Origin of the sequence: Rubrobacter taiwanensis (genome assembly GCF_004337705.1) — a bacterium.
In the GTDB taxonomy this organism is placed as follows: domain Bacteria; phylum Actinomycetota; class Rubrobacteria; order Rubrobacterales; family Rubrobacteraceae; genus Rubrobacter_C; species Rubrobacter_C taiwanensis.
This window is the reverse complement of record NZ_SKBU01000013.1, coordinates 1-13,458: the sequence shown is the minus strand read 5'-3', so window position 1 is coordinate 13,458 and position 13,458 is coordinate 1. Positions and strand designations below refer to the sequence as shown.

13 protein-coding genes are annotated in these 13,458 nt (G+C 67.0%); 10 read left to right on the top strand and 3 right to left on the bottom strand.

The genetic code is table 11. The features are described 5' to 3' along the window. The first annotated feature begins 57 nt into the window (after nucleotides 1-57). The 5 genes from galT (at nucleotide 58) to E0L93_RS06465 (ending at nucleotide 5,115) form a co-directional block, all read left to right on the top strand. The gene (gene galT / locus E0L93_RS06485; RefSeq protein WP_132690125.1) at nucleotides 58-1,041 is read left to right on the top strand and encodes a galactose-1-phosphate uridylyltransferase; all 984 of its coding nucleotides are present in this window, start codon (nucleotides 58-60) and stop codon (nucleotides 1,039-1,041) included. 5 nt (nucleotides 1,042-1,046) lie between these two features. After that, nucleotides 1,047-2,153, top strand: coding sequence for a galactokinase (galK, locus tag E0L93_RS06480; RefSeq protein WP_207890356.1), 1,107 nt, complete (start codon nucleotides 1,047-1,049; stop codon nucleotides 2,151-2,153). Next, nucleotides 2,150-3,154: a M24 family metallopeptidase gene (locus E0L93_RS06475; RefSeq protein ID WP_132690121.1), complete on the top strand. Its 1,005-nt coding sequence runs from the start codon at nucleotides 2,150-2,152 to the stop codon at nucleotides 3,152-3,154. The genes galK and E0L93_RS06475 overlap by 4 nt, the downstream gene beginning before the upstream one ends. Before the next feature lie 76 nt (nucleotides 3,155-3,230). Next, nucleotides 3,231-4,463: a sensor histidine kinase gene (locus E0L93_RS06470; RefSeq protein WP_165874204.1), complete on the top strand. Its 1,233-nt coding sequence runs from the start codon at nucleotides 3,231-3,233 to the stop codon at nucleotides 4,461-4,463. Nucleotides 4,464-4,476: 13 nt separating this feature from the next. Further along, a complete protein-coding gene (locus E0L93_RS06465; protein WP_132690295.1) occupies nucleotides 4,477-5,115 on the top strand; it encodes a response regulator in 639 nt (212 codons plus the stop codon). A 26-nt stretch (nucleotides 5,116-5,141) separates the two neighbouring features. Here E0L93_RS06465 and E0L93_RS06460 read toward each other — a convergent pair whose 3' ends face one another. After that, the gene (locus tag E0L93_RS06460) at nucleotides 5,142-5,813 is read right to left on the bottom strand and encodes a glycoside hydrolase family 16 protein (RefSeq protein WP_165874203.1); all 672 of its coding nucleotides are present in this window, start codon (nucleotides 5,811-5,813) and stop codon (nucleotides 5,142-5,144) included. Between the two features lie 267 nt (nucleotides 5,814-6,080). On the opposite strand from E0L93_RS06460, the gene E0L93_RS06455 reads away from it, so the two are divergent. The 4 genes from E0L93_RS06455 (at nucleotide 6,081) to E0L93_RS06440 (ending at nucleotide 11,075) form a co-directional block, all read left to right on the top strand. Further along, nucleotides 6,081-6,806 carry an ABC transporter ATP-binding protein gene (locus E0L93_RS06455; RefSeq protein ID WP_207890354.1) on the top strand — a complete coding sequence of 242 codons (726 nt, stop codon included), beginning with the start codon at nucleotides 6,081-6,083 and terminating at the stop codon, nucleotides 6,804-6,806. After that, nucleotides 6,799-9,747: an ABC transporter permease gene (locus E0L93_RS06450; protein WP_165874202.1), complete on the top strand. Its 2,949-nt coding sequence runs from the start codon at nucleotides 6,799-6,801 to the stop codon at nucleotides 9,745-9,747. The genes E0L93_RS06455 and E0L93_RS06450 overlap by 8 nt, the downstream gene beginning before the upstream one ends. 126 nt (nucleotides 9,748-9,873) lie before the next feature. Further along, nucleotides 9,874-10,098 carry a hypothetical protein gene (locus E0L93_RS06445; RefSeq protein WP_132690112.1) on the top strand — a complete coding sequence of 75 codons (225 nt, stop codon included), beginning with the start codon at nucleotides 9,874-9,876 and terminating at the stop codon, nucleotides 10,096-10,098. 227 nt (nucleotides 10,099-10,325) lie between these two features. Then, nucleotides 10,326-11,075: a YidC/Oxa1 family membrane protein insertase gene (locus E0L93_RS06440; RefSeq protein ID WP_165874201.1), complete on the top strand. Its 750-nt coding sequence runs from the start codon at nucleotides 10,326-10,328 to the stop codon at nucleotides 11,073-11,075. Nucleotides 11,076-11,234: 159 nt separating this feature from the next. Here E0L93_RS06440 and E0L93_RS16430 read toward each other — a convergent pair whose 3' ends face one another. After that, nucleotides 11,235-11,360, bottom strand: coding sequence for a hypothetical protein (locus E0L93_RS16430; RefSeq protein WP_279387454.1), 126 nt, complete (start codon nucleotides 11,358-11,360; stop codon nucleotides 11,235-11,237). A gap of 300 nt (nucleotides 11,361-11,660) precedes the next feature. On the opposite strand from E0L93_RS16430, the gene E0L93_RS06435 reads away from it, so the two are divergent. Beyond that, nucleotides 11,661-12,965 (top strand): amylo-alpha-1,6-glucosidase, encoded by a 1,305-nt coding sequence (locus tag E0L93_RS06435; RefSeq protein ID WP_132690107.1) that lies wholly within the window; start codon nucleotides 11,661-11,663, stop codon nucleotides 12,963-12,965. Between the two features lie 2 nt (nucleotides 12,966-12,967). On the opposite strand, the gene E0L93_RS16570 is transcribed toward E0L93_RS06435, so the two are convergent. Next, on the bottom strand, nucleotides 12,968-13,369 hold the full coding sequence (locus tag E0L93_RS16570; protein WP_424511421.1) for a hypothetical protein: 402 nt from the start codon (nucleotides 13,367-13,369) through the stop codon (nucleotides 12,968-12,970). Nucleotides 13,370-13,458: the final 89 nt, after the last annotated feature.

The window sequence follows — 13,458 nt, the reverse complement described above, 5'->3', positions numbered from 1 at the left end:
GCGCTACATCATCTTCTACTCCCTCGAGGAGGGAGGAGAGGACGAGGAGGACGAAGGATGAACCAGCTGCGCTGGGACCCGACCCTCAAAGAGTGGGTCGCTTATGCCACCCACCGCCAGGAGCGCACCTTCCTGCCCCCTCCGGAGTGGTGTCCCCTCTGCCCCACCCGCGAGGGGAGAACGCCAACGGAGGTCCCCCGCTCCTCCTACGAGATAGTCGTTTTCGAGAACAAGTTCCCCTCCTTCAGGCCGGACGCGCCTGAACCGGAAGAGCCGGGTACCCGGCTGAGCCCCACCGCTCCCGGCCGCGGGATCTGCGAGGTGGTCCTCTACTCCGACGAGCACGACACGACGCTCGCCCGGATGAGTGCGCGCCGCATCCGCGACCTGATCCACGTCTGGGCCGACCGCTATGAGGATCTGGGCTCCAGAGAAGAGGTGGAGTACGTCTTCATCTTCGAGAACAAGGGAGAGGTCATGGGGGTCACGCTGCACCATCCGCACGGCCAGATCTACGGCTACCCCTTCATCCCTCCCCGCCCGGCCAGAGAGCTCGAAGCCGCAAAAGCACACAGAGAAGAGCATGGCCGCTGCCTGCACTGCGAGCTTCTGGCCGCCGAGCTCGAGGACGGGCGCCGGATAGTGGCTAAGGGCAGTCACTTCACGGCCTTCGTACCGTTCTACGCCCGCTATCCCTACGAAGTACACATCTATTCCACGCGCTGCGTTCCTGCAATCTCTGAGCTGGATGGTGAGGAGCGGTGGGATCTGGCCCGGACCCTCAAGCGGGTCCTGCTGGGCTACGACGCACTCTTCGGCTACTCGCTGCCCTACGTGATGGTCATGCATCAGGCCCCTACGGACGGGAAGGATTACTCGGGCACGGCGCACTTCCACATCGAGTTCTACCCGCCCAACCGCACAGCCGAGAAGCTGAAGTACCTGGCCGGCAGCGAGGTGGGAGCCGGAGCGTTCATCGTTGACGCCCTGCCGGAAGAGACCGCCACGCAGCTGCGGGAAGCTGTGGAGCGCTCGGGATGAGAGAGGTGGAGAGACGAGCCGCCAGCGCCTACCGGGAGCGCTTCGGCGAAGACCCCGAACTCGTGGCCAGCGCACCGGGGCGGTTGAACCTGATAGGCGAGCACACCGACTACAACGGCGGCTTCGTGCTCCCCTGCGCCATAGACCGCCGGGTGGCCGCCGCCGTCGGGCGCAGCGGTAACGAACTCTACTCCGCCAACTTCGAGGAGACGAAACCGCTCGCCGGCGAGCGGGAGGGCTCCTGGGCGGACTATCCGCGCGGCGTGCTGTGGGCCCTGCGGGCTGCGGGCCACGAGATCCCGGACTTCCGGGCAGCCTTCGCCGGGGACGTGCCGCTCGGCTCCGGCCTCTCCTCCTCGGCGGCCATAGAGGCGGCGACCGCCCTGGCGCTGGACGCGCTCTTCGAGCTGGGTACCGGGCGCAAGGACCTTGCCCGGCTCTGCCAGCGGGCCGAGAACGAGTTCGTCGGGGTGAACAGCGGCATCATGGACCAGTACGCCTCGCTGCTCTGCGAGGCAGGTACGGCCCTGCTCGTGGACTGCCGCACCCTCGAAGCCGAGCCGGTGCCGCTGGAGCTGGAGAGCGCCGGGCTGGCCCTGCTCGTCTGCGACACGCGCCTCAAGCGCGGCCTGGCCAAAACCGGCTATAACGACCGGCGCACAGCCTGCGAGCGCGCCGCCGCAGCGTTGGGAGTAGCGGAGCTGCGGGACGCCGCCGAAGAAGACCTGCGGAGGCTCTCCGGCGAGGAGCGCCGGCGCGCCCGGCACGTGATCTCCGAGAACGCCCGGGTCCTGGACGCAGCCGCAGCGCTGCGAGCCGGGGACTTCGCGGAGTTCGGCCGGCTGATGTACGCCTCGCACCGCTCCCTGCGCGACGACTACGAGGTCTCCACCCCGGAGCTGGACGCGTTCGTGGAATGCGCGCGGGAGTCGGAAGCGCCCGGAGCCCGCCTCACGGGCGCGGGCTTCGGCGGCTGCGCTATCGCCCTGGTGGAGAGCAGCCGCGCGGAGGAACTGGAACGGACCGTCCGCAATAGTTTCCGGGACTCCGGGTTCCGCGAGCCGGCCTTCTACCGCTTCCTCCCGGCCGCCGGAGCGGAGGTCGTGAGATGAGCCGGGAGTCGCGGCGGGAGCGCGTCCGGGAGCTGCTGGAGAGGTTGGGGCTTGGAGCCGCGCTCCTCAAGAGCCCGGCCAACTTCGCCTGGTACACCGGCGGAGCGGATAACCGGGTGGACCACGCCGCCCCGGCGGGTGTGGCCGGTATCCTGCTTACCCCGGAGGCCGAGTACGTCCTGACCGATAACATCGAGGCCCCGCGCTTCCGGCGGGAGGTGACGCCGGAGCTGGAGGTGGCTGAGCACCCCTGGTACGAGCCGCCGGACGCCACGCTCCGGGAGCTCTCCGGCGGCGCGCCGCTCGGGACGGACGAACCCGGCGCGGAGCTGGCCGCCGAGGTCTCGGAGCTGCGGCGCGTCCTCGACCCGGAGGCCATCGAGCGCTACCGGCGGGTGGGCGAGGACGCCACCGCGGCGGTGCGGGAGGCGGCCGAATACCTGACCCCCGGGACCACCGAGCAGGAGGCCGCCGCGCAGCTCGCGGCCGCCGGCCGGCGGCGCGGGCTGTTCGCCCCGGTGCTGATGGCCGCCGGTTGGGAGCGGCTGCGGCTCTATCGGCACCCGATCCCGGTTCCGGAAGCCCGGCTCGGAGAGCGGGCGATGCTCGTGGTCTGCGCCGAGCGCGGCGGCCTCTACGCCAACCTTACCCGCTTCGTCCACTTCGAGCGGCCGGACGCCGGGCTGGAGCGGCGGTTAGCCGCCTGCGAAGAGATCCTGCACCGGATGCGCGAGGAGGCCACCCGCCCCGGCCGCACCCTCGGCGAAGCCTTCGCCGACTGCCGGCGGTTCTACGAGGAGGCCGGTTTCCCCGAGGGCTGGCGGGACCACCACCAGGGCGGCCTCACCGGCTACGCCTCGCGGGAGGTCATAGCCACGCCGGAGAGCCCGTACGGGATCCGGGCCAACCAGGCGTTCGCCTGGAACCCCTCGCTTCCGGGGGCCAAGGCCGAGGAGACTTTCATCCTCAGCCCGGACGGCCCGGAGGTAATAGCCGGGTAAGCCATTACCCGGGTCATGCCGCGAACATGACCGGAGCACGATGACTCCTCGCCGGAACGGCGGTAGAGTACCGGGTATGGTAGCCGGAAAGATAAAGGAGCTGCTCAGACACCGGGAGAGCGAGCCGGAGCGTGTCGAAGACCGGCACCTGGACCGCTTCTTCAATTTGATCTTCTGGTCGTATTTCGCCGGAGCCTTTCTCTTTCACGTATACAGGTCCGATGCGATTCCGGGTGACTGGCCGGTCGTTCTCGGGTTCCTGGCGCTGGGAGTACTGTGGCCTCTCCTGCCGTGGGAACCTCCTTCCGACCGCCGCCGGCTGTTGTTCGTACCGGTGTTTCTGGCGGCCGCCTTCACGGTAGCTTTCCTAGATACGGGCGGCTTCGCCTTCGGCTTTCTCGGCATTGCGGTAGCCAACGCCGTCTTCCTCTTCGGCTTCCTGCGGGCGCTGGCGTACTCCGCCGGGATCACTCTCGCCTTCTTCTTGGCGCTCCTGGTCCTGGTGCCGGAGTTGGGTTTCCGCGACGCCCTGATAAACAGCCTGCTCGTGCTGCCCTCTCTGGCGTTCGTTATCGGGATCTGCATGATCGCCGTGCTCGCCGAGCGGCGCAAGGAGCGCACCCAGGAGCTGCTCTCCGAGCTGGAGGCGGCCCACGCCGAGCTGCGCCGCTACGCCGACCGGGTGCGCGACCTCACCATCTCCGAGGAGCGCAACCGGATGGCGCGCGAGATCCACGACACCCTCGGGCACTACCTGACCGTCGTCAACGTCCAGCTCGAAGCGGCGGGCAAGCTCATCGACCACGAGCCGGACCGTGCCCGCCAGGAGGTCCTGAAGGCGAAGGAGCTCTCCTCCCAGGCGCTGCAGGAGGTCCGGCGCTCGGTGCGCGCCCTCAAGCCCGCCGCGATGGAGGAACAACGGGGCCCGGAGGCCCTGGAGCGTCTCGTGCGCGAGTTCGAAGCCTCCGGCATGCGGGTCTCCTTCGAGGTTAGCGGCGAGGAGCGGGAGCTGCCGCCCGAGGCCGCCCTCGCGCTCTACCGGACGCTCCAGGAGGCCCTGACCAACGTGCTCCGGCATTCCGGGGCGGACCGGGTCCGCGCCACGCTCGCCTTCGGCAACCCGAGCGTCCGGCTGACCGTCGCGGACGACGGCCGGGGCGCGCCGGAGGACGCGAGCGAGCGCGGCTTCGGGCTGCGGGGCCTGCGCGAACGGGCCGCAGCCCTGGACGGCTCGCTGCGGGCGGCCAACGCTCCCGGCAAGGGTTTCGTGCTGGAGCTGGAGCTGCCGCTGGAGCCGGCCGGTGGTTGAGCCGGTCCGGGTCATGATCGTGGACGACCAGGCGCTCATGCGCCAGGGGCTCAAGACGCTCCTGGACCTGGAGGAGCGCGTGGAGGTCGTCGGGGAGGCGGCCGACGGCGTGGAGGCGCTGGCGCTGCTCCCCACCATAGACCCCGACGTGGTGCTGGTTGACGTGCGGATGCCCCGCATGAACGGCGTGGAGCTCGTCGGCTACCTCTCCCGCCGCTACCCGGGGGTGGCGGCCGTCATCCTCACCACCTTCGACGACGACGAGTACGTCTTCGAGGGCCTGCGCTCCGGCGCGCGCGGCTACCTGCTCAAGGACACCCCCTCGGAGGAGCTGGTAGCCGCCATCGAGCGGGCCCACCGGGGCGAGGCCGTGCTGGGCGGCTCGATCACCTCCAAGGTCGTCTCGGAGTTCCGGCGGCTGGCGCCGCCCCGGGAACACGCTCCCGATATGGACCTGCTCTCCGGGCGCGAGAGAGAGGTATTGCGGCTGCTGGCGACAGGAGCGTCGAACCGAGAGATCTCGCGCAAGCTATACATCACCGAGGGCACGGTCAAGAACCATATCACCAGCATCCTCCGCAAGCTGGACCTGCGCGACCGCACCCAGGCCGCCCTCTACGCCGCCGAGCACGGCTGGGGCGAGCGCGGCTAGAGATCCCCCGCAGAGCCCGGCCTGCGTCAGTACCGTTGCGTGTAGCCGATGGAGTCCACGTAGAGGTAGGCATCCTTGCGGGGCTTCTTGCCGCCCAGCCAGTTGGGGAACCAGGCGTTGACCATCAGGTGCATGGAGGTCTGGGGGATGCCGTCGGTCCACTCCTTCATGAGGTTGTCGTCCGCGTAGAACCTGACGTATCCGGGAGCGTAGTCGAAGCGGTACTCGTGATAGCCGGCGGTGGGGTCAAAGGGGAGCAGCATGGTCTCGGTGTGGGTCTGGGAGCCGTTGGCGTAGGTGGTGAACATGACCTTGCGCGAGGAGTCGTTAAAGACCTCGATGTCTATCTCGCTCTCGTAGTCCGGGCTCTTGTAGAGGAAGAAGCCGGTTATGGAGGTCGGCGCGTAGGGGACCTTCATGCGGGCGGTGTAGGAACCGTAGCCGTAGAGCTCGTTGGTGAGGACCTCGCCGCCGTTGAGCGTGCGGGCGGGCAGCTTTATCTGCAGGTTGTCCCCGGCCACGCTGACGTTGCGCGGGTCCAGGTAGCTGCGGCCCAGCTTATGGTCTCCTTTGGACCACCGCTCGGCGTCGAAGTAGGCGAAACCGTCGAAGAAGCTCGCCGATGAAGCTCCGGCGGCTCCCGCCAGGAGCATCGCTTGCACGCTAGCTAACGCCAGCACCACCAACAAACGTCGCATATACATTTCCTCTCCCCCCGGTGGTCCGGGGCTCCGCCGCGGGGCGGGGTCGCTTTTCTCTGTGCCGGGAGAGTATCGGCTGCTCCGGGCAAGAACTTTAGCGTGCGGCTCATGCCCTCACTCTACTACCCCGCGAGGGTCGCCGGAGGTGCACATGACTCCGGTCATACCCCGGGCCGTGCCGGAATCGGACCTCCGGCCGATGCGCAGGTAATCCGGGTTGGCTAGCTTTAGGTCAGACAGATAAGGACCCGCAAAGGAGGCTGCGTGGAGGCGAGCGTGAAGAGTAGCCGGGCGGCGGTGGACGAGATAGTGGTCGCCCGCGGCGTGAACAAGACCTACGACACCGGCGCGATCCGGGTTCACGCCCTGCGCGGCGTGGACCTGAGCGTCCGGCGCGGCGAGACGGTGGGGATCATGGGGCCCTCCGGCTGCGGCAAGACGACGCTGCTTAACTGTCTGGCCGGGCTGGAGGACTTCGACTCCGGCGAGATCATCGTCGACGGCACCCCGCTCAAGGGCATGTCGGACAACAAGAAGACGGAGTACCGGGCGCAGGAGATGGGCTTCGTCTTCCAGTTCTACAACCTGCTGCCGGTCCTCACGGCGGTAGAGAACGTGGAGCTGCCGCTGCTCGTCTCCGGCACGCGGGCGAAGGAAGCCCGCAAGCGGGCGCTTGCAGCGCTGGAGATGGTGCAGATGGCCGACCGCGCCGGGCACCGGCCGGCGGAGCTCTCCGGCGGCCAGCGCCAGCGGGTCGCGATAGCCCGGGCGCTCGTCAACGAGCCGTCCATCGTGTGGGCCGACGAGCCGACCGGCGACCTAGACTCCGAGACCGCCGACGAGGTGATGGGCGTGATCCTGGACCTCAACAAGACCAACGGCCAGACCTTCGTGATCGTCACCCACGACGCGAGGATAGGCGGCATGCTCGACCGGGTGGTGCGGATGCGCGACGGCGTGATCGTGAACGTGGATGGCCGCAATGGATAAGCTCTTCGGGATCCCGATGGACGGGCTGGCCCTCACGCTGGCCGCCATCCTCGCCGTGCTGCTCGTCCCGGTGTTGTGGACGCTGCTCTTCAACCGCATCATGTTCCGCATCGGCCTGCGCAACATCCCCCGCCGCAAGGCCCAGAGCGCCCTGATCGTGCTGGGCCTGATGCTCTCGACCCTCATTATGACCAGCGCCTTCGGGTTCGGGGACTCGCTGAACTACTCCATCAAGTCCGACATCTACCGCGAGCTCGGCCCCATAGACGAGACCATCACCGTCAAGGGCCAGGACGAGGAGAGCGGCGGGCTGGCGCTCTTCCCGGAGTCGGACTACGTGGGGCTGGCCGTGCAGGTCGCCGGCGAGCCCGCCATAGAGACGCTCGTGCCCGCCCTCGAAGCCCCGGCCGCCGTGCGGGCCGGAGACCGGAACGCACCCGGTGCGGCGCTGATGGGCCTCCCCACCGACCAGGAGATGCAGGAGCTGCGGGCCGCGAACGGCACCGCCCTCCCGGACCTGGACGAGAACGAGGTCCTGGTCAACGAAGCTCTGGCCGAAGAGCTGGAGCTCGCAAGCGGCGACACCGTGGAGGTCTTCGCCGGGCCGCAACCCCTGGAGATCACCGTGGCCGGCGTCGTCCCGGATGGCGGGCTGGCCGGCACGGAGCCGAGGATGCTCGCCCCGCTGGAGGCGGTGCAGGAGCTGACCGGAGCCGGTGACCGGCTCTCCGCGATATTCGTCTCCAACCGCGGCGACGCGGAGGCCGGGGTAGAGGAGACCGGAGCCGCCGTGGAGGCGCTGGAGGCCGCGACCGCCGGAACCGGGCTCTCGGTGGAAGCGACCAAGCAGGACGGGCTCAGCGGAGCCGAGGAGGTCGCCAACGCGTTCACCTCCATCTTCATGATCCTGGGCCTCTTCAGCGTGATGGTCGGTGTGCTGCTCATCTTCCTGATCTTCGTCATGCTCGCCGCCGAGCGCAAGCCGGAGATGGGCATCAGCCGGGCGGTCGGGACCAAGCGGCGGCACCTGATCCAGAGCTTCCTCTCCGAGGGAGCGCTCTACTCCCTGCTGGCGGCGGCCGTGGGGGCCGGGCTCGGCGTCCTCGTCTCCTGGCTGCTCATAGGCACCGTAGGCCGCATCTTCGCCACCCTGGAACCGGGCTGGACCTTCAGCTTCGACATCACGCCCTGGAGCCTGATCGCCGGCTACTCTTTAGGCATGATCATCACCTTCACAACCGTCCTGTTCAGCTCCTGGCGGGTCTCGCGGCTGAACATCGTCGCGGCCATCCGGGACGTGCCGGAGCCGGAGAACCGCCGCCTGCGCGGCCGTTCAACGGTCATCGCGCTGCTCGCGCTGGTCGGGGGAGCCGCGCTCTCCGCGGTCGCCTGGCAGCAGATCTGGGGCTCCGCCTTCTGGCTCGGGACCTCGGCGGTCATCGTCGCGGCGGCCGTGCTGGTGCGGCGCTTCGTCGCCTCCGAGCGGGTCGCGTACTCGCTAGCGGGCGGTGGGCTGCTCGCCTGGTGGTTCGGCAGCTTCTGGCTCGACGACCGCGTGGAGCGGATCTACGAGCTCTCCGGCGGCTTCGAGATGTTCTTCCTCTCCGGCGTGATGCTGGTCGCCGGGGCCGTGTGGCTCGTGATGTACAACGCCCAGAGCGTGCTCTCGCTGGCGACCGTGATCTTCCGCCGCTCCCGGTCGCTCGCGCCGGTCATCAAGACGGCGACCTCCTACCCGCTGGCCTACCCGTTCCGCACCGGTCTCACTTTAGGCATGTTCGCCCTCATCGTCTTCTCGCTGGTGATGATGAGCGTGATCTCCGAGTCGTTCTCCGGCGACGAGGAGGCGATCCGGGAATACGCCGGCGGCTACATGGTGCAGGGGTCGGCCAACCCCAACAACCCGCCCCAGAACCTGGAAGCCGCGATCTCCGAGGACCCGGAGCTGCGCGACCGGGTGGCAGGCTTCGCCACCGTCTCTACCGCTCCGGCCGAGGTCCGGGAGGCCGGCGGCGAGAGCGAGTTCGCCGAGGCCACACTCCAGGGCGTAGACGAGGACTTCCTGCGGGAGAACGAGTTCCCCATCAAGGTCCGCGCCGAAGGCTACGAGAACGACCGGGAGGTCTGGGAGGCGCTCCGGGACGACCCGAACCTCGCCGTGGTCAGCGCGATGAACGTGCGCATGGAGAACGCCTTCATCGTCGGGGACACCGGCTTCCAGCTCAAGAGCGTCTCCTACGAGCAGGACACGATGCGCCCGACGGAGATCACGGCCCGCAACCCGCAGACGGGCGAGGAGACGCAGTACACGGTCATCGGCGTGCTGGACTTCGCCCGCACCTTCGACATCTACACCTCCGAGGCCGGGTTGGAGCGCTACGCCGGGATGGCCGTCCCGCCAAACCAGTACCTCTTCCGGCTAAAGAGCGGCGCGGAGGAGGTCGCCACGGCCCGCGAGCTGGAGTCGGCGTTCGTGACCAACGGGCTCCAGGCCAGCTCGATGACCGCCGAGTTCGAGGAACAGAACAGCACCAATGACACGTTCAACACGCTCCTGCAGGCGTTCATGGGCCTGGGGCTGCTCGTCGGCATCGCCGCCCTCGGGGTCATCTCCATCCGCAGCGTGGTGGAACGGAGGCAGCAGATCGGGATGCTCCGGGCCATCGGGTTCAAGCGCCGGATGGTACAGGCGGCGTTCATGATCGAGTACTCGTTCATCGCAGTGGTCGGCATAGCTATCGGGCTGGTGCTCGGCATCTCCCTGGCGTACCTGCTCCTTACCGACGACCAGATCGCCGGCACGGGCGCAGCCTTCAGCCTGCCGGTAACGCAACTGGCCGTGATCGTGGGCATCGCCTACCTCGCCGCTCTCGTCGCCACCTACTGGCCCGCGCGCCGGGCGGCCAACATACCCGTCGCCGAGGCGCTGCGCTACGAGTAGCTCCGAACGGGCCGGGACTGTTACGGGTGAGGTCGGGCGACACCATCACCCGGAGCCGGTATAATGGGTCGCCCGGAAGGGCCACGCCGCTCCCGGGCGGGGTTTTGAGATGGTAGGAGATATAGCTTGCGCCTTTTCGGCCGCCGCTGGTTTCAGATCTTCATCGCGGGCGTGGCACTGCTCTACCTCACCGAGCGCACGCTCGCAGCGACCCAGAACCCGAACTTCATCCCCTCGGTAATCCTGCTCGGAGCGTTCCTCGTGCCGGTGACCTTCACGGTCTATCTCTACGAGACCCTTCCGAACTGGGAGGTGCCCGTCCCGGCCATAGGGCTCTGCACGGCGCCGTGAGAGAGCCGCCCGCCGCACGAGCTGCGGGCGGGGCTCTACGAGTACTTCGACCCAACCACAAAGACGGGCCACGGCTCGGACTTCTTCTCCTGGACCGCAGCCCCGCTCCTGGATGTGGTGCCGGAAGAGGAGGACAACGATATCCGCAAAGTACGGGGGTTTCGCATGAGGACTCCGGGTCAGAAAGATCCCACTGCCATCCGCCTCAAGAGAGCGCGTCAGGTTCTGTGGGTCTGATCGGCGACATATTCGCTCCGCTGGCGTACCTGATCTCGGGCGAGCTCAACTTCTTCCACGACCTCGGCGCACCGTGGTGGCTGGCCATCGTGTGCCTGACGGTCTCCGTGCGGTCCGTCCTCTTCCCACTCACCCTGCATCAGGTCAAGAGCGTGCGCGCTCTGCAGGAGCTAAAGCCGGAGATGGAGAAGATCCGGAACAAGTACAAAGACGACCGCCAGAGGCAGCAGGAGAAGCTGGCCGAGCTCTACCGGGAGCGGCAGGTCAATCCCCTCGGCGGGTGTCTGCCGGTGCTGGTGCAGATGCCGATCTTCATAACGCTCTACTACACCATCCGGGACTTCGAAACCCACGTTCCCGGTTTCGAGAGCGGCGGCCTGCTGTGGTTCACCGACCTCACCCGCGCCGACCCGTACTTCGTGCTGCCGGCGCTCTTCGCCGGGACCATGCTCGTCGCCCAGGAGCTGGCGAGCCGCAACGTGGCCCCTCGCCAGCGACGCATCATGCGCCTGATGCCTATCGCCATAGCGACCTTCCTCAGCCGCTTTCCGGCGGCGTTGCTGATCTATTACGTCACCTCAAGCTCCATCACCCTCCTGCAGAACCTGCTAATCTACAGGAGCCCTAGGGAGACGGAGCGCGCGCCGGAGGAGCAGCGGAGCGCGGGGGATCGCACGCAAACCCGGCCGAAGGCGGGCAAGTCTCGGCGGGGGAAGCAGCACAAGAAGAAGCGGCGTTAGGACCGGATGGACCAGCTCGCCGCCCGGTGCCACGAGGGCTCTTTGAAAGGACCGGACCAGCCGGTCACGAGCCGTTCCGCCATACGGCTCAGCCCGCCAGACCGAAAACGGCCAGGGATATCACGAGGCTCACCGCTCCCAGGAAATCTACGCTGGCGGTTATGATCGGTATGCTCTGAGTGTCGGGATCAAGACCGAGTCGGAAGCCGCCCCGATAAACAGGAACACCCCGGCGGCGAAGGTGTAGATCAGGGCGAAGTCGCGGAAGACCTCGGCTCCGGGCACGCCTTTGGGCTCCAGCAGCCCCAGATGCAGCCTGGATGCCAGCCGGCTGGAGAGGATACCCCCCAGGGCCCCTCCCTCCTGCAGGAAGGGCGGCAGCAGGATGAGCAGGGCCGGAAGCGCCAGGAACCCCTCGAGACGCTCTCCGGGCAGCCCCCTCTCAAGCGAAATGGGGTGTGTTTAACACACCTCAACGAGCCCCATCTCCTTCAAGAGGCCCGTATCTTACGCTCTTCGCCATAGCATCCCGCGCCGACAAACTATACTACCGGGGTACGCTCCGAAGAAGAGCACAAGAGGCATATGGAACATCTAGACCGAATACTTATCCGGCAGGCGAAGATGGTGCTGGAGTTCAACTGGACCGGCGAGTACACGCGCCCCGGCCCCCGGCTCTACCCGCACCAGTGGTCGTGGGACTCGGCCTTGATCTCCATCGGCTACTCCCGCTACGCGCCGGAGCGCGCCGCACAGGAGCTCCTGCACCTCTTCCGCAGCCAGTGGAAGAACGGCCTCCTGCCCCACGTCGTCTTCGACCCGGGCTTCTCCGAGTACTTCCCCGGCATCGGCTTCTGGGACGCTCACCTCAGCCCCGACTCGCCCGACGACCACCAGACCTCCGGCGTGGTGCAGCCCCCGGTCCACGCCACCGCAGCGCTGGAGCTGTACCGCCGCCTCGGTGAGGATGCCCGCCCGTTCCTTACGGAGCTCTTCCCGAAGCTTGCCGCCTGGCACGACTACCTCTACCGCGAACGCGACCCGGAAGGAGAAGGGCTCGTCTACATCCGCCACCCCTGGGAGAGCGGCATGGACAACTCCCCGATATGGGACCCGATCCTGCTCGGCATGCAGCTCTCCCCGGAGGAAATCCCGGCCTACCAGCGCGCCGACACCCACATCGTGGACCCCGAGGATCGTCCCGAAATGTCCGCCTACGACCGCTATGCGTACCTGATCCGCCTCTTTGCCGGATATGGATACGACGAGGCGGAGATCCGGAACTCCTCCCCCTTCCTGGTACAGAACGTCCTCTTCAACGCCCTTCTCTGCCGGGCCGAGCGGGATCTGGCCGAACTAGCCCGCGCGCTCGGCGAAGACCCCACCCGCTTCGAGATCCGGGCCGCGAAGACCGCCCGCGCCATGAACGGGAAGCTCTGGGATGAGAAGCACGGCACCTACCTGGACTACGACCTCCGATCTGGAACCCTCATCCGCGTCTATGCAGCCTCCGGCTACCTGCCGCTCTTCGCCGGCATCCCGGACGGAAACCAGGCCCAGAGTATGCTTCGAAGCATGGAACACCACGGCTTCTACCCAGCGAAGAGCGGCGGAATCTGCGCCCCGAGCTACGATATGTACGGCTACGGCTTCTCCCCGGTGCAGTACTGGCGGGGACCGGTCTGGATCAACATAAACTGGTTCTTACTGCGCGGCTTCGAGCGCTACGGCTTCACCGAACAAGCCGACCATCTGCGCGCGACCACGATCCGCCTCGTACGGGATCGCGGTTTCTACGAGTACTTCAACCCGCTCACCGGCCGGGGCCACGGCTCGGACTTCTTCTCCTGGACGGCAGCCCTGCTGCTCGATGTGCTGCTCGAAGAGTGATCCTACACATCACATTCGCAAACCACAGTTACAAGGCGTTGCAAATCAATACCCGGTGGCACTTCAAAAACTTTTGCTTGCGCATTCTGCCTGCAAATCCCCACAAAACAGCCTTTCGCAAACCCCTCTAACCTACCGGCAGAAACCATGTCTGCGAAACCTGGTCCGGCGAACTCCGGTATGTTATTGTTCTTCGAGATACCACAGATCCTTGAAAACTGCAGAAAACTTGCAGAATATAAGTTACTCACAAAGTGTTTCAAGGGTCCATTGCAGACCCCACTCCGCCAGATAGGAGACTGAAAGTGGTCTTCGGCCAGGAAGCCATCATCAACCGGGATATTGCAGACCCCACTCCGCCAGATAGGAGACTGAAAGACGCGGCCGGCGCGCTCGCTGCTCACGGCCGGCTCCTATTGCAGACCCCACTCCGCCAGATAGGAGACTGAAAGGCCTGCTCGACGGTCACCGCCGTGGAGACTTTGGCATTGCA